General features: G+C 66.0%; 19 protein-coding genes. 6 read left to right on the forward strand and 13 right to left on the reverse strand.

What is annotated here, in order from left to right; genetic code table 11:
* Positions 1 to 55 precede the first annotated feature (55 nt).
* From BLM15_RS13125 to BLM15_RS13140, 4 genes are read left to right on the forward strand one after another with little or no spacing between them, the layout of a single operon-like run.
* A complete protein-coding gene (locus tag BLM15_RS13125) occupies positions 56 to 1,000 on the forward strand; it encodes an ABC transporter permease (protein WP_126113173.1) in 945 nt (314 codons plus the stop codon).
* Positions 1,000 to 1,869 (forward strand): ABC transporter permease, encoded by an 870-nt coding sequence (locus BLM15_RS13130; protein WP_126113174.1) that lies wholly within the window; start codon positions 1,000 to 1,002, stop codon positions 1,867 to 1,869. The genes BLM15_RS13125 and BLM15_RS13130 overlap by 1 nt, the downstream gene beginning before the upstream one ends.
* Positions 1,870 to 1,893: 24 nt before the next feature.
* Positions 1,894 to 3,696: a gamma-glutamyltransferase family protein gene (locus BLM15_RS13135; protein WP_126113175.1), complete on the forward strand. Its 1,803-nt coding sequence runs from the start codon at positions 1,894 to 1,896 to the stop codon at positions 3,694 to 3,696.
* Between the two features lie 10 nt (positions 3,697 to 3,706).
* Positions 3,707 to 4,432 carry a DUF1028 domain-containing protein gene (locus BLM15_RS13140; protein ID WP_126113176.1) on the forward strand — a complete coding sequence of 242 codons (726 nt, stop codon included), beginning with the start codon at positions 3,707 to 3,709 and terminating at the stop codon, positions 4,430 to 4,432.
* 171 nt (positions 4,433 to 4,603) lie between these two features.
* On the opposite strand, the gene BLM15_RS13145 is transcribed toward BLM15_RS13140, so the two are convergent.
* The 4 genes from BLM15_RS13145 to BLM15_RS13160 form a co-directional block, all read right to left on the reverse strand.
* Positions 4,604 to 5,560, reverse strand: coding sequence for a dihydrodipicolinate synthase family protein (locus tag BLM15_RS13145; RefSeq protein ID WP_126113177.1), 957 nt, complete (start codon positions 5,558 to 5,560; stop codon positions 4,604 to 4,606).
* Between the two features lie 73 nt (positions 5,561 to 5,633).
* Positions 5,634 to 6,623: a TRAP transporter substrate-binding protein gene (locus tag BLM15_RS13150; protein ID WP_126113178.1), complete on the reverse strand. Its 990-nt coding sequence runs from the start codon at positions 6,621 to 6,623 to the stop codon at positions 5,634 to 5,636.
* A gap of 33 nt (positions 6,624 to 6,656) precedes the next feature.
* Entirely contained in the window at positions 6,657 to 7,925 is a 1,269-nt protein-coding gene (locus tag BLM15_RS13155) for a TRAP transporter large permease (protein ID WP_126113179.1), read from the reverse strand.
* Complete coding sequence (locus BLM15_RS13160; RefSeq protein ID WP_442859458.1) at positions 7,925 to 8,518, reverse strand: TRAP transporter small permease; 594 nt, start codon at positions 8,516 to 8,518, stop codon at positions 7,925 to 7,927. Before BLM15_RS13160 ends, BLM15_RS13155 begins: the two co-directional genes overlap by 1 nt.
* Positions 8,519 to 8,640: 122 nt before the next feature.
* Between BLM15_RS13160 and BLM15_RS13165 the strand changes: the two genes are divergently transcribed.
* Entirely contained in the window at positions 8,641 to 9,306 is a 666-nt protein-coding gene (locus tag BLM15_RS13165) for a GntR family transcriptional regulator (RefSeq protein ID WP_126113181.1), read from the forward strand.
* Positions 9,307 to 9,433: 127 nt separating this feature from the next.
* On the opposite strand, the gene BLM15_RS13170 is transcribed toward BLM15_RS13165, so the two are convergent.
* The 6 genes from BLM15_RS13170 to BLM15_RS13195 form a co-directional block, all read right to left on the reverse strand.
* Positions 9,434 to 10,513 (reverse strand): D-TA family PLP-dependent enzyme, encoded by a 1,080-nt coding sequence (locus tag BLM15_RS13170; RefSeq protein ID WP_126113182.1) that lies wholly within the window; start codon positions 10,511 to 10,513, stop codon positions 9,434 to 9,436.
* On the reverse strand, positions 10,510 to 10,968 hold the full coding sequence (locus BLM15_RS13175; protein WP_126113183.1) for a RidA family protein: 459 nt from the start codon (positions 10,966 to 10,968) through the stop codon (positions 10,510 to 10,512). Before BLM15_RS13175 ends, BLM15_RS13170 begins: the two co-directional genes overlap by 4 nt.
* Complete coding sequence (locus tag BLM15_RS13180; protein WP_206438635.1) at positions 10,965 to 11,489, reverse strand: GNAT family N-acetyltransferase; 525 nt, start codon at positions 11,487 to 11,489, stop codon at positions 10,965 to 10,967. Before BLM15_RS13180 ends, BLM15_RS13175 begins: the two co-directional genes overlap by 4 nt.
* A gap of 52 nt (positions 11,490 to 11,541) precedes the next feature.
* Positions 11,542 to 12,708 carry an amidohydrolase/deacetylase family metallohydrolase gene (locus BLM15_RS13185; RefSeq protein WP_126113184.1) on the reverse strand — a complete coding sequence of 389 codons (1,167 nt, stop codon included), beginning with the start codon at positions 12,706 to 12,708 and terminating at the stop codon, positions 11,542 to 11,544.
* A gap of 41 nt (positions 12,709 to 12,749) precedes the next feature.
* Positions 12,750 to 13,325: a hypothetical protein gene (locus BLM15_RS13190; RefSeq protein WP_126113185.1), complete on the reverse strand. Its 576-nt coding sequence runs from the start codon at positions 13,323 to 13,325 to the stop codon at positions 12,750 to 12,752.
* 128 nt (positions 13,326 to 13,453) lie between these two features.
* Complete coding sequence (locus tag BLM15_RS13195) at positions 13,454 to 14,386, reverse strand: N-carbamoyl-D-amino-acid hydrolase (RefSeq protein WP_126113186.1); 933 nt, start codon at positions 14,384 to 14,386, stop codon at positions 13,454 to 13,456.
* Between the two features lie 180 nt (positions 14,387 to 14,566).
* Between BLM15_RS13195 and BLM15_RS13200 the strand changes: the two genes are divergently transcribed.
* Positions 14,567 to 14,866 carry an antibiotic biosynthesis monooxygenase family protein gene (locus BLM15_RS13200; protein WP_126113187.1) on the forward strand — a complete coding sequence of 100 codons (300 nt, stop codon included), beginning with the start codon at positions 14,567 to 14,569 and terminating at the stop codon, positions 14,864 to 14,866.
* A gap of 138 nt (positions 14,867 to 15,004) precedes the next feature.
* Here BLM15_RS13200 and BLM15_RS13205 read toward each other — a convergent pair whose 3' ends face one another.
* From BLM15_RS13205 to BLM15_RS13215, 3 genes are all read right to left on the reverse strand, one after another.
* Positions 15,005 to 15,892 (reverse strand): ABC transporter permease, encoded by an 888-nt coding sequence (locus BLM15_RS13205; RefSeq protein ID WP_442859445.1) that lies wholly within the window; start codon positions 15,890 to 15,892, stop codon positions 15,005 to 15,007.
* Positions 15,889 to 16,830 (reverse strand): ABC transporter permease, encoded by a 942-nt coding sequence (locus BLM15_RS13210; protein WP_126113188.1) that lies wholly within the window; start codon positions 16,828 to 16,830, stop codon positions 15,889 to 15,891. Before BLM15_RS13210 ends, BLM15_RS13205 begins: the two co-directional genes overlap by 4 nt.
* A gap of 119 nt (positions 16,831 to 16,949) precedes the next feature.
* Positions 16,950 to 18,548, reverse strand: coding sequence for an ABC transporter substrate-binding protein (locus tag BLM15_RS13215; RefSeq protein WP_126113189.1), 1,599 nt, complete (start codon positions 18,546 to 18,548; stop codon positions 16,950 to 16,952).
* Positions 18,549 to 18,722: the final 174 nt, after the last annotated feature.

Consider the following 18,722-nt stretch of genomic DNA (forward strand, 5'->3'; position numbering starts at 1 on the left):
AGGGAGAGCGCGGCGATCCCGTTCTCTCCCTGCCTCCTAGAGGTAAGCGGCAGCCATGCTCGCGCTGATTGGCCGCCGCCTCGTGATCGCGATCCCGACGCTGTTCCTGGTGTCGCTCTTCGTCTTCGCCCTGCAGCGGGCGCTGCCGGGCGATCCGTTCCTAGTGATCGCCGGCGAGGAGCGCGATCCCGAGGTGATCGCGCGCCTGCGCCAGATCTACCGGATGGACGATCCGATCGTGGTGCAGTTCTTCGCCTGGCTCGGCCAGGTGATCCAGGGCGATTTCGGCCGTTCGCTGCGCACCGGCGAGCCGGTGCTCGGGCTGATCGTGCAGAAGCTCGGCGTCACCTTCCAGCTGGCCGTCGCCTCGATGATCGTCGCCGTCGGCATCGGTATCCCCGCCGGCATCATCGCTGCCAGGCGCAAGGACACCATCGCCGACTATTCGGCGAGCGCCGTCGCGCTCTTCGGCCTCTCGGTCCCGCATTTCTGGCTCGGGATCATGCTGATCCTGCTGGTCTCGGTCGAGTTGCGCTGGCTGCCGGCCTCGGGCTTCGAATCGATCTTCAGCGACCCGCGCGCCGCGATCGAGCGGCTGATCATGCCGGCCTTCGTGCTCGGCGGCGGGCTCGCGGCCTCACTGATGCGCCATACCCGCTCGGCCATGCTCGAAGTGCTGCAGTCCGACTATGTCCGGACCGCCCGCGCCAAAGGGCTGGCCGAGGATGCGGTGATCAACCGGCACGCGCTGCGCAATGCGCTGGTGCCGATCATCACCCTGTCGACGATCCTGTTCGGCGAACTGCTCGCCGGCGCGGTGCTGACCGAGCAGGTCTTCACCATCCCAGGCTTCGGCAAGCTGATCGTCGATGCGGTCTTCAACCGCGACTATGGCGTCGTCCAGGGCGTGGTGCTCTGCACCGCGATCGGCTTCATCATCATGAACCTCCTCGCGGATGTCCTCTACATCCTCGTCAATCCGCGCCTGAGGGACAGCTGATGGGCGCCATGACCGTCCGCGCCACCGGGGCTAACCTTCATGGCCGCGGCTCCCTCCGTAAGCTGATGCGCAGCCGCTCGGCCCGGATCGGCGGCCTGATCGTGCTGGTCTTCGTCGCGATGGCGCTGCTCGCGCCCTTGCTGCCGCTCGCCGACCCGCTGAAGTCCAATTTCCTCGCCATCCGCAAGCCGCCCTCCGAGCTTTACTGGTTCGGCACCGACGAGCTCGGCCGCGACCAGGTTTCGCGACTGATCTTCGGCGCGCAGGCCTCGCTGCTCGCCGGGATCATCTCGGTCGCGATCGCGCTTGGCGTCGGCGTGCCGATCGGCCTGATCGCCGGCTGGTATGGAGGCTGGATCGACGCGGTGATCTCGCGCGTCACTGAAGCCCTGCTCGCCTGCCCCTTCCTGATTCTGGCGATCGCGCTCGCGGCCGTTCTCGGCCCGTCGCTGACCAATGCGATGATCGCGATCGGGCTCTCTTTCGCGCCGATCCTGATCCGGCTGGTGCGCGGGCAGGTGCTCGCGATCAAGAACGAAGAGTTTGTCGACGGCGCCCGCTCCATCGGCGGCGGCAGCCTCTACATCCTGTTTCGCCATGTGGCGCCGAACACGCTCTCCCCGATCATCGTCCAGTCGACGCTGTTCATGGCGCAGGCGATCGTGCTCGAAGCCGCCCTCTCCTTCCTCGGCCTCGGCCAGCAGCCGCCCTCACCGTCTTGGGGCCAGATGCTCAACGTCGCCAAGAATTTCATGGAGCAGGCGCCGTGGATGTCGGTGGCGCCCGGCGTCGCCATCTTCCTGGCGGTCCTGGGCTTCAACCTGCTCGGCGACGGCCTGCGGGACGCGCTCGATCCCAAAGAATCCTGATCCTATCGCCTAAGGAACTGCCTCATGTTCACCACCCGCCCCGAGATCCTCGGCACTTTCGGCGTCGTCACCTCGACGCACTGGCTCGCGACCGCGTCGGGCATGGCGATGCTGGAGAAGGGCGGCAACGCCTTCGACGCCTGCGCCGCCGCCGCCTTCGTGCTGCAGGTGGTCGAGCCGCATCTGGTCGGCCCGGCCGGCGACATGCCGGCGGTGTTCTATTCGGCCGAGACCAAGAAGGTCGAAGTGCTCTGCGCCCAGGGGCCGGCGCCGGCCGCGGCGACGATCGAGGCCTATAAGGACCTCGGCATCGACATCATCCCCGGCGACGGCCTGCTCTCGACCGTGATCCCCGGCGCCTTCGGCGGCTGGATGACGATGCTGCGCGACCATGGCCGCCTGCCCCTGCGCGAGGTGCTGGAGCCGGCGATCGGCTATTTCGAGAACGGCCACCCGATGCTGCCGCGCGTCTCCGACACGATCGCGGGGCTGACCGACCTCTTCAGCAATGAATGGCCGACATCGGGCGCAGTCTATCTCCCGGGCGGCAACGTCCCGAAGGGCCGCGAGCTCTTCCGCAATCCGGCGGCGGCGGAAACCTACAAGCGCATCCTCGCGGAGGCGGAGGCTGCCGGCGGCGACCGTCAAAAGCAGATTCAGGCCGCCTATGACTGTTGGTACAAGGGTTTCGTCGCCGAGGCGATGGACGCCTTCTGCCGCACGGAAGCGCCGATGGATTCGACCGGGCGCCGACATAAGGGCCTGCTCACGGCGCAGGACATGGCCGGCTGGACACCGCATTACGAGGCTCCGGCGAGCGTGACCTATCACGACTGGGAGGTGTTCAAGATCGGCCCCTGGGGCCAGGGTCCCGTCTTCCTGCAGACGCTGAAGATCCTCGAAGGCTTCGACCTCTCCGCGATGGGCCCGGCCAGCCCCGAGTTCATCCACCATGTCGCCGAGGCGATGAAGCTCGCCTTCGCCGATCGCGAGGCCTATTACGGCGACCCGGATTTCGTGAAGGTGCCGCTGGCGACGCTGCTGTCGGAGGATTATGCCCGCGGCCGGCGCGCGCTGATCGGCGCCGAGGCCTCACAGGAAATCAGGCCTGGCGCAGTGCCCGGCTTCGGAGCCCAGGTCGCGCAGGCGCTCGCCAATATCCGGATCGCCGGCCAGCATGGCGCCACGAGCGGCGCGACTATCGGCGAGCCGACTTTGGCCTCGATGGTCGCCTCCTCGCAGCGCGGCGACACCGTCCATATCGACGTCATCGACCGCTGGGGCAACATGGTCGCGGCGACGCCGTCGGGCGGCTGGCTGCAATCCTCCCCGGTAATCCCGGAGCTCGGCTTCCCGCTCAACTCGCGCGCCCAGGCCTTCTTCCTCGAAGAGGGCCTGCCCTCCTCGCTCGCGCCCGGCAAGCGCCCGCGCACGACGCTGACGCCGACCATCGCCTTCGAGAACGGCGAGCCGCGCCTCGCCTTCGGTACGCCGGGTGGCGACCAGCAGGAGCAATGGCAACTCGGCATGTTCCTGCGCCGGGTGCATCACGGCCTCAACCTGCAGGAGGCGATCGACCTGCCGCTGTTCCACACCCAGCATTTCCCCTCAACCTTCTATCCGCGCGAGGCGCGGCCGGGGCATCTGGCGGTCGAAGAGAGCGCCGGCGAGGCGGTGCTGGCCGATCTCGTGCGACGCGGGCATGATCTGGAGCGAGCTCCCGCCTGGACGGTTGGGCGTCTGACGGCAGCCGAAAAGAGCGCCAATGGGCTCTTGCGCGCCGCGGCGACGCCACGTCTGATGCAGGCCTACGCCGCCGGCCGCTGAGGAATCGCTCATGACCTGGTCCATCGTCGCGCGCGATGCCGCGACCGGCGCTTTTGGCGTCGCCGTCTCGACCTGCGCCTTCGCCGTCGGCGCACGCGTGCCCTATGGCTGCGGCCGGGTCGGCGCGATCGCGACGCAGGCCTTCGTCAACCCGCTCTACGGCGTCGACGGCCTGCGACTGCTGCAGGAAGGACGCTCCTCGGTCGAGATCATCGCTAGCCTGACCGCGGCCGATGAAGGCCGGGCGCACCGGCAAGTGCACCTGATCGACCGCGACGGCCGCACCGCCTCCTATACCGGCAATGCCTGCATCGACTGGTGCGGGGCGGTGAACGGGCCGCAGGTCTCGGTGGCGGGCAACATGCTGGCCGGGCCGGAGGTCGTCCAGGAGACGCTGAAGGCTTATGTCGAGAACTCAGGGCTCGACTTCGACGAACGATTGCTGGTGGCGCTCGAAGCCGGCGAGAAGGCCGGCGGCGACAAGCGCGGCCGGCAATCCTGCGCGATCCGGATCTGGGCCGGCGAGCCGGTGCCAAGCTTCGATGTCCGGGTCGATGATCACGCCGAGCCGCTTGTCGAGCTGCGCCGGATCTGGCGGGTGGCGCATCAGCGTTCCGTGCCGTTCCAGCAGGCCTCGCCTTCGCGGGCGCGCCCTGCCGGCGTCACCGACCGAGCCGAGCTCGACCGGCTGTGCAGTGAGTATGCCGCCGCGTGGAACGCGCGGCATCCGGAATAGGCGCGACCTGTCCCCTCTCCCCTTGCGGGAGAAGGTTACGGTGAGGGGTCGCGCGACGCTGATCGTCGGCTCACCGTCGCGCTTTTCGAAATCTCGAAGACCTGAGCAACCCCTCATCCGGCCCTTTGGGCCACCTTCTCCCACAAGGGGAGGAGAAGGGAAGCGAGACGCTCACGCTGCCTTGGCGGCCCGCCCCTCGGCCGCCCACTTGGCGTACCAGCTCTTGAAGCGACGCCATTCGGTCTCGACGTAGTTGCGCTGGGCGTCAGAGAGCTTGTCGGCGTCGTTGAAGTGGCGGTCATAGGCCTTGTGGCCTTCCAGCACCATCAGGTGCTTGTAGTACAGCACGAGGTCGACGCCCTCGTCGAAGGACGACAGGACGTAGAGTGCCCGCTCCAGCTCGAGCGCGTCGCGCTCGGCCTGGGGGTCGCCGGCCGCAGCCTTCTGCGAGAGTGCGACGAGGTGCAGGACTTCCTTGGGCAGAGCATTGCCGATGCCGGTGATCGCGCCGCCGGCACCGCAGCGGATGAAGCCGTGCGTGACCTGCGTGTCGACGCCGACCATCAGGGTCAGCTTGGGATCGCGGTTGGTGATGTGCTCGGCCGCATAGGTCAGCGCCGCGCCGCCGCCGAACTCCTTGAAGCCGACGAGGTGCGGGTAGCGCGCATTCAGCGCGAAGAACAGGTCGGCCTTGGTCTCGTAGCCGTAATACGGGCTGTTGTAGATCACCGACGGCAGGTCGACCGCCGCTTCCAGGATGCCCTCGAAATGGGCGCGCTGCGCCTGCAGCGAAGAACCGCGCGAGAGCACGCGCGGGATCACCATCAGGCCCTGCGCGCCTGCCTTCTTGGCATGGGCGGCGAGCGCAGCGGCACGCTTGGGGTTCTGAGCGCCAGTGCCGACGATGAGCGGAATGCCGCCTTTCACCAGGGCCTCGACGCCCTCCATGCGCTGCTCGTCGGTCAGCAGCGGCCAGTCGCCCATCGAGCCGCAATAGACGACCGCCGACATGCCGGCGTCGATCAGGTGGCGGCCAGTGCGCACCAGCTCGGCGTAATCGACGTCGCCCGAGGCGGTGCAGGGGCTCATCAGGGCGGGAATCGTACCGCTGAAGATGTTCTTGGTCATGGCAGGGGTCCGCTCACGGGAGGAAATGCGGCTGCGGGCCTCTCGCCCACAGCCATGATGATAGCCCAAAAAATCAGGCTGAGATCGACTTGCCGGCCTTGCGCAAATCGGCAAGCACCGGCGCCTTGGGCAGCCAGATCTTGTCGAACTCGGCGACGACCGCTTCGGCGTCCTTCGGATTGGCGAGCTTGAAGTTGGCGCCGGCCGCCTTGAACTGCTCGACGAGCTTGGGCTCGTTGACGGCAAGCGCGTCGATCTGCTCGTCGAGCGCTGCCCGGACGGTCTTCTGGATCAGCTCGCGATCGCCCGCCGGCATGCCCTGCCAGACGCGGCCCGAAGCGAGCGCGATCACCGGCATGAAGATCGCATTCATCTGCAGGATGGTCTTCGAGACCTTGTCGAAGCGCTGGTTCCAGGAGAATTCGAGATCGGCCTCGAGGCCGTCGACCTGGCCATTGGTCATGGCGTCGAAGACCTGCGGGGTCGGGATCGGGGTCGGGGCGGCGCCGAGCAGCTGATAGAAGTCGCGATAGACCGGCGTCGGGTTGATACGCAGCTTCATGCCCTTGATCCCGGCGACGCCATCGATCTCCTTAGCGGAGAACACGGCGCGCATGCCGGTGATGCCCCAGGCCATGCCGACGCAGCCGGTCTCGCGCGGCAGCACGTCGAACAGCTTCATCGCGACGGGATCGCGCACCAGCTTGGCGATCTTGGCGGTGGAGTCGACGATGTAGGGCGCGGTGATCGCGCCGATCGCCGGCACGCGCGAGCCAAGCTCGGCAGCCATGATCCAGCCCATGTCGAGCGCGCCGGACTGCATCTGCTGCAGCATCGCCGCCTCGTTGCCGAGCTGGCCGGAGTGGAAGACCGTCAGGTTCAGCCGGCCATTGGTCTCGGCCTTCAGGCGCTCGCCAACCTTGACGGCCGCGACGTTCCAGGGATGGCCGTTCGGGGTGAGGATGCCCAAGCGCAGCTCCTTGCTCTGGGCGAGCAGCAGCGCCGGCTTGGCGATCGGCAGGGTCGCAGCGGCGGCGATCAGATGACGGCGCGAAATGGTCATGACGGAACTCCCCTTATTGGTTGACGAACGAACTCACTTCACCAGGACCAGCGACAGCCATGGGTAGATCGAGAGCAGGACCAGGAGGACGCAGGAGATGATGAAGAAGGGCAGCGTCACCAGGAACATCTTGCCGGGCTTGGCTCCGGTCACCGCGGCGGCGACGAAGAAGCACAGGCCGACCGGCGGCGAGAGCAAGCCGAGGACGAGGTTGACCACGACGACGACGCCGAAATGGCGGGGATCGATGCCGTAGACCTCGGTCGCGATCGGCAGCAGGATCGGCACCGTCATGATCAAGCCGGGGATACCGTCGATCACCGTGCCGATGATCAGCAGGATGACGTTGACCAGCAGCATGAAGGTCACCGGATCCTTGGCGATCGCCTGGATCGAGGCGGCAACCGCCTGCGGGACCTTGCCGTAGACCAGAACCCAGGAGAACACGGCAGCAGCCGCGACCAGGAAGAGCACGATCGCCGAATAGACGCCGGCGCGCAGCATCATCTGCGGCAGCTGCTCGAACTTGAATTCCTTGGTCCAGTAACGGCCGATCAAGGCGGCCGCGACCGAGCCGACCGCAGCCGCTTCCGTCGCATTGGCGAGGCCGCCGAGGATCGAGCCGACGATGACGATCGGGATTAGCAGGGTCGGCGCGGCGCCGAGCACGATCATGGCGCGCTCGCGCAGGGTCTGCTTCTCGCCGGCCGGGTAGTTGTAGACGAAACCCATCGCCGCGATGACGAGGAAGAACATCAGCGTCAGCAGGATGCCGGGCACGATGCCGGTGATCAGCATGTCGCTGACCGAGACCTGCGCCAGCACGGCGTAGACGACGAACATCACCGAGGGCGGGATGATCGGCCCGAGCATGCCGCCATAGGCGGTGAGGCCGGCGGCGAAGTTCTTGTCATAGCCCTTGCGCTCCATCTCCGGGACCATGACCTGCGCCATGATCGCGACCTGGGCCGTGGCCGAGCCGAGGATCGAGGAGACGAACATGTTGGCGAGGATGTTGACATAGGCCAGGCCGCCACGGAGCGAGCCGACGAAGGCCATGGCGAGGTCGACGATGCGGCGGGTGATGCCGCCGCCATTCATGATCTCACCGATCAGGACGAAGAGCGGGATGGCGATCAGGCCGTAGCTGTCGACGCCGCCGAACATCTGCAGCGGGTAATTCGGCAGGAGCTGCATGTTGCCGGTCGCCGCCATGTAGACCAGCGCGCCGAGGCAGAGGCACAGCGCGATCGGCACGCCGGCCAGCATGATGCCGAAGAAGGCTCCAATCGTGATCGCCATCAGTTCACCACCCCGTCGGCATTGGCGGCGGCGAAGCCGGGCAGCTCCTGCCTGGCGACGAGGCCGAGATCCTCGAACAGGTTCGCGAGGGCATGCAGCGTCATCGACACCGCGAAGAGCGGCATGATGAGGTAGATCACCCAGGTCGGCCAGTTCAGCGTTTGCGTGCGCTCGGTGTAGATGAAGTTGAAGGACTGGCCCGCGTATTCCCTGGCGTCGAAGCCCGCCTGCGCGATGCCGATCGGATCGAGCCAGAGCCAGCACATCACGCCAAGGGCGATACCGAACAGGATGACGCCGAGGGTCGCGATGACGCGAAAGATCGCCACGCCACGCTCGGAGAAGCGGTCGGTCAGCATGGTCACCGCGAAGTCGAGCCGCATGCGCGTCATCGCGGAGGCACCGATGAAGGTGAGCCAGACCACGCTGTAGACCGCGGATTCGTCGATCCAGTAGATCGGATGGCCGCTATAGCGCGTGACGACGTTCAGCAGGATCAGCGCCGACAGCAGGAACATCAGCCCCTGGATGGCGCGGTGCTCGACCCGGAGCAGGCGTCCGGACACCGCGACGATCACCTCCGGCACGACCATGGAGCGGCTACGCGCCGCAACAGCTTCATTGCTCATTCTTGTCTTCCCCTGATCGTGTTGTAGATTGTATAAAATCTACGTGTCAATGGTTTTCCCCAACGCCATCAGCTAGGGTGCGGCCGATGTCCCCTCCCCTGAAGCACCGCACCCTGTCCTCGGCGATCGTCGATCGCCTGCGTCAAGAGATCCTCGACGGCAGCTATCCGGCCGGCTCGCAATTGCGGCAGGACGCGCTGGCGCAGGCCTTTGAGGTCAGCCGCATTCCAGTGCGCGAGGCGCTGTTCCAGCTCGAAGCGGAGGGTTTCGTCAGAATCGTGCCGCACAAGGGCGCGATCGTCTCGGGGCTGTCGCTCGGCGAGATCGACGACGTCTTCGAGTTGCGCAAGCTCCTGGAGCCGCGGCTGCTGGCGAGTTCGGTGCCCGCGCTGACGGAGCAAGATTTCGCGGCTGTCGCCGGGATGGAGGCCGCCTTCGAGCAGGCGATAACAGCGGGCGACATCAGCCGCTGGGGCGTGCTCAACGCCGATTTTCACATGGCGCTCTATGCGCGGGCGACGCAGCCGCGCACGCTCACTATCGTCTCAGGGCTGCTGCAGACCAGCGACCGCTATACGCGCCTGCAATTGCAGCGCAGCTCTTCGATCGAGCGGGCGCAGGCCGAGCACAACGAGCTGATCCGGCTCTGCCGCGCCGGAGCGCTGAAGGAAGCGAGCCGCCTGCTCGTCGACCATATCGAGCTGGTCCGGCAGGATCTGGTCGAATTCCTGGAGGAGCGCGGGAAGGGGTAGCGAAGACTGGGCGTCATTCTCGGGCGGAGCGAAGCGCAGACCCGAGAATCTCATGACGAGAAGGCGCCGATCAGCGCCCCCTCCGGGCTGAGATGCTCGGGTCAAGCCCGAGCATGACGTTTGGCCTTCAGGTCAACTTGCCCCTTGCCGCCACCGGCAGTTCACCGATGAGCTTGTCGCCGCGCACCGTCACCAGCCGATCGACCATGTTGACGACGACGCAGACATGGTTCGGGACGATCCGCACGACCTCACCGACATTAGGCCGCTCATTGCTGCCGGAGAGGTCGAGGAAGCCGTGCTCCTCGGCGAATTGCGCGATCCGGGCCAGCGGATATTCGAGGATGTAGCCGTGCCCATCCAGATTACCCTTGTCGCTTGTCAGCGTCTTCGAGCCGGAATCGAGGATGCCGCGCTCCGCTCCGGCCCGGCTGACCACCGTCGCGTAAACCGTCAGCGCGCAGTCTTCGAGCTCCGCCACCCCGGCCGCGATCTGCATGCGGTCGTTGAAGATCGAGGTGCCCGAGCGATGCTCGGTCGAGCCCTTGAGCTTGCCGATATTCGGGATATTGGGCGAGCCGCCGGTCGAGATGATGCCGGCTTCGAGGCCGGCCTCGCGCAGCCCGGCATTGGCGATGTCGAGGAAATCCTGCGTTGCCGGCCAGCCGGTTTCCGGCGGGTACATCAGGAAGCCGGCGAAGGTCAGGCCCTTGGAGGCAGCGATCTGCTTGGCGAGCTCGACCGCTTCGCCCGGCGTCTCGACGCCGGCGCGCTTGCGGCCGGTGTCGCACTCGACCACGACCTCGAGATTGCGCCCGGCGATCTCGGCCGCCTTGGGCAAGCCGGCGATCGTGACGAGGTTGTCGGCGGCGACGATCATCCGAACGCGGCGCTGCAAGGCGCCAAGGCGCCCCAGCTTCTCCTCGCCGAGGATGTTGTAGCTGATCAGGATGTCGTCGATGCCGCCATCGGCCATGACCTCGGCCTCGCCGAGCTTCTGGCAGGTGATGCCGCGCGCCCCGGCGGCGACCTGGAGCCGCGCCAGCTCGGGCGATTTGTGGGTCTTGATGTGCGGGCGATTGGCGACGCCAGCGGCGTCGCAGGCGGCCTGGAGCCGGGCGATGTTGGCCTCGACCTTGTCGAGGTCGATGACGACGGCCGGCGTGCCGTAGACGCGGGCGATCTCTTCAGCGAGCGCAGTGGTCACGGCAGCACCCGGACGATGACTTCGATCTCGACGGTCATGTTGTTGGGCAGCGAGCCCATGCCGACGGCGGAGCGGGCATGGCGGCCGTTGTCGCCGAGCACGGCGACGAACAGGTCCGAGCAGCCATTGATGACCTTGGGATGCTGGGCGAAGTCGGGCGCAGCGTTGACCATGCCGAGCAGCTTGACGACCTCGATCTTGTCGAGCGAGCCGGCCGCCTTCTTCATCGCCGCGAGCAGGCCAAGCCCGGTCTGCTTGGCGTGCTCATAGGCTTCCTCGATCGAGACGCCGGCGCCGACCTTGCCGGTCGGATAGGTGCCGTCGGCGCGCTTCGGCCCCTGGCCGGAGAGGTAGATGAACTCGCCGACGCGCTTGAAGCTGACATAGGTCGCGACCGGGGTCGGGACGTCGGGCAGGGTCAGCCCCAGCTCCTTGAGCTTGTCTTCGGCACTCATGCTGTTCTCCAATCGTGGTCGAGATCGCGGACCATGTAGCGGGCCGCATCGTCATAGCTCGCAAGCTTGCGAGCAAGCGCTTCGTCATGCGCCTCGTGAAACCCGTGAAGACGCCAGAAGCCGGCCGAGTTGCCGACAGCGACCAGCGCCATCCGGGCGAAGCCCGAGGCACGGGCGTGTGACGCTAGCCTGTTGACGCAGGCGGAGGCGGCGCCACCGCCGCGCGCACCCGGCAGCAGAGCGAGGTCGTGGATGTAATAGGCGTCGGCCTGATCAGGCAATGCACCGAGCAGGCTGTCGAGCACCGGCACCTGTCCGAGCCGCCAGGGATGGCTCAGCACATAACCGCCGACGCCCTCCCCGCCCGCCAGGACGAGGCAGCCGGCCGGATACAGCGCGAGCCGCTCGGCGTAGACCGCCTCGCCTTCCGGGTAGTCAGGATGCACCTCAGCCGCGACAGCCAGCACGGCTGGCAAGTCGGCGGGGGCCATGGAGCGCCAGGAGGTTGGATATGTGGTCATCAGAACAACTGCACGTCATGCTCGGGCTTGACCCGAGAATGACGCTCGTGCCTTACGCCGCCTCGACTTTCCTGAACTTGTTGCTGCGCTTGGGGTGCCACCAGGCGCCCTTCAGCACCACGCCCTCGGAGACGATCTTCCTGTCGCCGATCAGATGCTCGCCGACGACGTCGACATAGTCGAACTTGCCTTCCTTGACGGTGAGCACCGTCGCGTCGCCGAGCGAGCCGACCTTGAGCGAGCCGTATTCCATCCGCTTCAGCGCCGTGGCGGCGTTCACGGTCGAGGCGGCAACGACATTGTTCAGGCTCATGCCCATGCAGAGGAACTTCGACATGGTGGTGACCTGGTCATAAGCCGGGCCGTCAATGCAGAGCTTGTGCACGTCGGAGGAGATCACGTCCGGCTCGAAGCCGTTGGCCAGCATCGCGCGTGTCGTCTTGAACGAGAACGAACCCTTGCCGTGGCCAATGTCGAAGATCACGCCGCGCTTGCGGGCGGCGAGCACCTCGGGCTTCACCGTGCCTTGGGCGGTCGCGGGGGCATTCGGGAACGGGCGGAAGGCGTGGGTCAGCACGTCGCCCGGCCTGAGCATGCCGATGACTTCTTCATAGGACGGCGGCGGATGGTCGATATGGCACATCAGCGACATGCCGACCTCGTTGGCGACCTGCAGCGCGATGTTGAGCGGCACCGTGCCGGAGGTACCCGAGGCGTGCAGGCCGACGCGGACCTTGATGCCGACGATGAGGTCGCGGTTCTTGTCGGCGACCTCGACGCAGTCGATCGGGTTCATCAACCGCAGATCGCCGCTCTCGCCGACCATGACGCGGTGGTCGAAGCCGTAGATGCCGGCATGCGAGACATGGAGATAGGCGAGAATGCGCGCCTGGCTCTTCTCGATCACATGCTTGCGGAAGCCCGGCCAGTTGCCGGGGCCGGCCGAGCCGGTGTCGACCGAGGTGGTGACGCCCGAGGCACGGCAGAACTCATCGGCGTCGATGCCCAGCGAAGTGCCGCCCCAGTAGACATGGGTGTGCAGGTCGATCAGCCCGGGCGTGACGATGTAGCCGGAGACGTCGCGGATCTCCTTGGCCCCCTTCAGGTCCTTGCCGAAGCCCGAAACCTTCCCGTCGGTGAAGGCGACGTCGATGATGCCGTCATGCTTCTGCGATGGGTCGATTACCCGCCCGCCCTTCAGGATGAGATCGTGAGTCATGACAGCTCCTTGGGGAAACCGGGCGGGCGGCCGCTTCGCGTTCAGGCGAAGCTGGCCGTAGCGCCCTTCTGGATAATAGAGAAGGCTTTGGCGAAGTGGTTATGCAGCTCAGGAATGTAGAGCTGCGAGATGGTCGGGTCCTGCATGGGAATGTATTTCGCGCCGCCGTCGCGCGGGTCGGCGCCGCTCAGGTAAGCGGGCAGGCCACGCCCCTTGAAGGCGTCGAGGCGATCCTCCAGCCGGGCGATGACCAGCGAGCCGCAATCGCCCCATTCATAGGGGATGGCAAAGTACAGTTTGGCCGCATAGGCGAGCCGTGACGAGCCCGCCATGTTGGCGTAGCGCTGGATTGTGCCCTGGCGCCGCGCCGCCTGCTTCACCTTGAGAAAGACCTCGTACTCGGCCCACCAGGGGCCCGCCGCAGCACGCGCCGGGTCCGATGCGAAGCGGGCCGAATCGCAGAACCGGAAATAGTACTGGCCGACGCTGAGATGGATGCGCTGGACATTCGACATGCCGCCATTCTGCGGGCCGCCGGCGAGGCCACGCGCGTTCGCGTCGTGCTGGGCGAGCTTGGGCGGGAAGAAGCAGTCCTTGTTCAGGGGATCGGGGGACACGTCATCACTCCTGTCGAAGCGCCGCGTCTCTCTGTTCAACGAACGAACGCGGCATCGGGGAGCCCTTGGCCTGATCAGAGCCGGTTCTCGACCGCGCCCGGCGACTGCGACGCATGCGCCAACAGCGCTCACGCCACCACCGCACCCTTGCGCTCGACGATCATGCCGTAGGCTTGAGGCTCGCGGTGCTTGGCGAAGTTGAAGGTCGAATTCTTGTAGCTGTTGCCGAGGTCGAGATCGCAGCGCGCGACGACGAGTTCATCGTCCTCGGTCACCGCCTGCGCTACCACCTCGCCGGTCGGGGCGATGATGCAGGAGCCGCCGATCTGGTCGACGCCGGCCTCGAGCCCGGCCTTGGCGACGCCGACGACCCAGGTCGCGTTCTGGTAGGCGCCGGCCTGCATGACGAGCTGGTTGTGGAAATTGCCGAGCCGGTCATGATCGGGCGCCGGCGGGTTGTGCTTGGGCGTGTTGTAGCCGAGCAGAACCATCTCGACGCCCTGCAGGCCCATGACCCGGTAGCTTTCGGGCCAGCGCCGGTCATTGCAGATCATCATGCCGAGCCGGCCGCCCATGGTCTCCCAGACCGGCCAGCCGAGATTGCCGGTCTCGAAATAGCGCTTCTCGAGATTCTGGAAGGGAGCGTCCAGGCGATGCTCGGGATGGCCCGGCAGATGGATCTTGCGGTATTTACCGACGATCTCACCGGCCTTGTCGACGAGGATCGCGGTGTTGAAGCGGCGCTTGCGGCCGTCCTCATGGGCGAGCTCGGTATAGCCGAGATGGAAGCCGATCCCGAGCCGCTCGGCTTCAGCGAAGAGCGGCGCGGTCTCGTTCGAGGGCATGGCGCTCTCGAAATAGCTGTCAATCTCCGCCTCATCATCCATCCACCAATGCGGGAAGAAGGCGGTCAGCGCCGCTTCCGGATAGACGACGAGGTCGCAGCCATTCGATTTCGCCTGACGCATCAGATCGATCAGGCGCGCAACCGCCTGCCTGCGGCTCTCCTCGCGCTGGATCGGCCCGAGTTGGGCAGCGCCGACGGTCAGAATGCGAGGCATGGCAAAGGCTCCTGCTGTGCTTGACTGTTAGCGAGGGCCGCCGCTGCAGATGTGCGGCGTTATCCCTGTGCGCCATTGCGCAGTTGCCGTTGCGGCAATAGCGTCGAGCGTTCCCTCTGGGCTCGGTCCGGAACCGCCGGCCGCGGCTGCCGAGGCAGCACCGAGCTTCGGACCAAGCCCATGACCACGTTCAATGTCGTTCGCTTCCGCATCAAGCCCGGCCGGGAGGCGGAGTTCCTCGATGCCCATCGCGGCGGCAAGGCCAGTTGGCCGGGCCTCGCGAAGGGGCACATCATCAAGACCGGTGACCATTCCTATTGCCTGATCGGCGAATGGGCCGACCTCGCCGCGCTGAAGGGCGCTCGCGACCAGATGATCGCGACGCTCAATAGCTTCCGCGACACGCTCGAAGATCTTGGCGGCAATCTCGGCGTCACCGACGCGGTGTCCGGCGACGTCGTCGTCGATCTTCGCGCCTAGCGCCCAGCCGGCAGTCCCATGACGGAAAGCGGCCGCGTCGCAGCGCGAGTGAGTTCGCGCGCCTGCGAGCCAATTCGACGAACGGACCGGGCTCCGACGAGGCCCGACAGCAACGCATGACATGACGCCAGGCCGCTTTCAGATGCTTTTGGCGAGTCTTGGATCGAGCGAGTCGCGCAATCCGTCGCCGAGCAGGTTCACGGCGAGCACGGTGATCGACAGGAACACAGCCGGGAAGAAGACGATATGCGGCCTGACCTGCCAGAGCGCCCTGCCCTCGGCCATGATGTTGCCCCAGGACGGGGTCGCAGGCGGCACGCCGGCGCCGATGAAGGACAGGATCGCCTCGATGATCATGGCGCTGGCGCAGATATAGGTCGCCTGCACCGTCATCGGCGCGATTGTGTTGGGCAGGATGTGCTTGATGATGATGCGCGGCACGCGGGCGCCATTCGAGATCGCCGCCTCAACATAAGGCTGCTCGCGCAAAGAGAGCACGACGCTGCGGACCAGGCGGGCGACGCGCGGGATCTCGGCGATGGTGATGGCAAGGATGACGTTGCCGACCGAGCCACGCGTCAGCGCCATCAATGCGATAGCGAGCAGGATCGGCGGGATCGACATCATGCCGTCGATGACGCGCATGACGATGCCGTCGGCCCAGCGCACGAAGCCGGAGAACAACCCGATCGCCAGACCCACGACCGACGCCAGGATGGCGACTGAGAAGCCGACGATCAGCGAGACCCGCGCGCCGTAGACGACACGCGAATAGATGTCGCGGCCGAGCATGTCGGTGCCGAACCAGTACAATTCGGACGGCACGCGCGTGCGCCTGGAGGTGGCGATCGCCGTCGGATCGACCGTGAAGAGCAAGGGCGCGAACACCGCGATGAAGATCATCAGCAGCAGGAGGAAGCCGCCGATGGCGACCGACGGGTGCTTGCGCAGATAGGAGCGCCTGGGCGGCTTGACGCCCGCGCCGATTTCATCCGCCAGGGGCAGTGGAGCAGCTGGAGCGGTCAATAGCGTATCCTCGGGTCGACGAGGGTGTAGATCAGGTCGACGGCCAGGTTCACCAGCACGTAGACGAACGAGAAGATCAGCACGACGCCCTGGATGACCGGATAGTCGCGGCGCAGGATCGCATCGAGCGTGAGCCGGCCGAGCCCTGGAATGGCGAAGACGCTCTCGGTGACGACGGCGCCACCGATCAGCAGCGCGACACCGATGCCGATGATGGTGACGACCGGCACCGCCGCGTTCTTCAGCGAATGCAGGAAGAGCACGTCACGGTTGCCGACGCCTTTCGCCTGGGCGGTGCGGACATAATCCTGCTGGAGCACCTCGAGCATGGTCGCGCGGGTGATGCGCGCGATCAGCGCGATATAGACGGTCCCGAGCGTGATCGACGGCAGGATCAGGTTCTTGAACCAGGGCCAGATGCCTTGCGCGATCGGCGTGTAGCCCTGCACCGGCACCCAATCGAGCTTGAGCGCGAAGACATAGGCCAAGAGGTAGCCGATCACGAAGACCGGGACAGAAAAGCCGAACACGGCAAAGCCGACCACGGCGCGATCGACCCAGGTACCGGCCTTCCAGGCCGCGATGACGCCGAGCGGCACGGCGATCGACACCGCCAGGATCAGCGTCAGCACCATCAGTGACAGCGTCGGCTCGATGCGCTGGGCGATCAGCTGCGTCACCGGCAGCGAGGTGAAGATCGAGGTGCCGAGGTCACCTTGCAGCACCCGGAAGAACCATTCGCCGAAGCGGACGAGATAGGGCCGGTCGAGCCCGAGACTCTGGCGGATGCGCTCGACATCGGCCGGCGAGGCCTGGTCACCGGCGATCACGGCGGCCGGATCGCCCGGCGCGATGTAGAGGAGCGAGAAGACGAACAGCGCCACGAAAGCCATGACGGGGATCGTCGTGATGATGCGTCTGATGATGAATGCGAGCATCGAAACCCTGAGTTGCCGCTGCTGGCGCCGGACCGATCAGGATTGCGATCCCGATAGATCCGGCGGGCGTGATCTGGGCCATGCCCCAGCTAAAGCCGGGACATAGGCTTGCTCTGGTCTCAGCCCTTCGCGACGTTCCAGAAGAAGGGCAGCGGGCCGCTGGTCACACCGGTGACGTTCTTCCGCCAGGCCTGATAGCCCAGGTAGAAGCCGGTCGGCGCGTAGACGACGTTCTCGACAGCGGCCTTGTTGAGCCGGTCCATCGCCGCCTTCTCCTCGGCCTGATCCTTGGCATTGAACCAGTTGGTGACCTCGGTCTCGACCGCCGGCACGTCCGGCCAGCCGAACCAGGCCTTGTCGCCATTGGCCCGGATCGCTGTGTAGGAGGACGGGTTGATGCAGTCCGCGCCGGCATGCCAGGTGTGGAACATGCTCCAGCCGCCCTGGCTCGGCGGTGTCTTCTGGGCGCGCCGGGCACCGACCGTACCCCAGTCAGTGGCGACGAAATCGACCTTCAGGCCGATGCTCTTGAGCAGTTCGGCGGTGACGTCGCCCATCGCCTTGGTCGCCGACATGTCCTGCGCCACCACGCAGATCACCGGCTCGCCATTATAGCCGGACTCGGCGATGAGCTTCTTGGCGGCCGCGACGTTCTTCATCTTCAGCATATCGCCGCCGGCTTCGGTGTAGAGCGGCGTGCCGGGGGTGAAGAAGCCGGGCAGCGGCTTCCAGAGCTTGTCGTCGTCACCGACGATCGAGCGCATGAAGTCTTCCTGGTTCATCGCCGTCAGCACCGCCTGGCGCACCTTCAGATTGTTGAAGGGCGGATGCAGGTGGTTCATGCGGAAGGCGCCGATATTGCCGAGCGGATCGCCGATATCGACGTTGATGTCCTTGTGAGCCTTTAGGACCGGCACGAGATCCGAGAGCGGGGTTTCCCACCAGTCGACCTCGCCGCTCTGCAGAGCGGCTGCCGCGGTCGCGGCATCGGGGATGATCACCCATTCGACGCGGTCGACCAAGATATTCTTGCCGCCGGCGAGCCAATCGGCCTTCTCGGAGCGCGGCACATAGTCGGCGAACTTCTCGAAGACGGCCTTGGCGCCCGGCACCCATTCATTGCGGGCGAACTTCATCGGCCCGGAGCCGACATATTCGGTGATCTGCGTGAACGGATCGGTCTTGGCGATGCGCTCGGGCATGATGAAGGAGCACGGCGCGTTGTTCTTGGCGAGCGCCAACAGCATCTTCGGGAAGGGCTGCTTGAGCTTCCATGTCCAAGTCCGATCGTCGACGGCGGAGAGCTCGTTCTCGATCGCCTTGATCATTAGGCCCATCGGGTCGCGGGCCTGCCAGCGCTTGAGGCTCTGCACCACGTCCTTGGCGAGCACCGGCGTGCCGTCATGGAACTTGAGGCCGGAACGCAGCTTGAAGGTCCAGGTCAGCCCGTCGGAGGAAACTTCTTCGCCTTCGACCATCTGGCGCTGCGGCTGGAACTTCGAATCGATGCCGTAGAGCGTGTCCCAGACCAATGCTGCGGCATTGCGGACGACGTATTGCGTTCCCCAGATCGGGTCGAAATTGGCGAGATTGGCCTGCGGCACAAAGCGCAGCGTCTTGGCGGCAGCGCCTTGCGAGAGCGCCGGCATGGCGAGACCGCCGGTTGCTGCCAGAACGCCGGTCCCGGCGGCGGTCTTCAGAAAATTCCTGCGGTCCATCTTGTACTCTCCCCTGAAGCGGCGGCGGCCTCTGATCGGGCGACCTTGCCTAGAGTGTGGGCAGAAAAATCTGCACCTGACAACACGCTTGACGGGTCGCTACGACAAGAATTGGCTCTGCAGGGTTCGTGCCAGACGGAACTGGTTTGCCGCCCGCGACATCGTTTGCAAACA

The sequence above is a fragment of the Bosea sp. Tri-49 genome, from assembly GCF_003952665.1.
GTDB lineage: Bacteria > Pseudomonadota > Alphaproteobacteria > Rhizobiales > Beijerinckiaceae > Allobosea.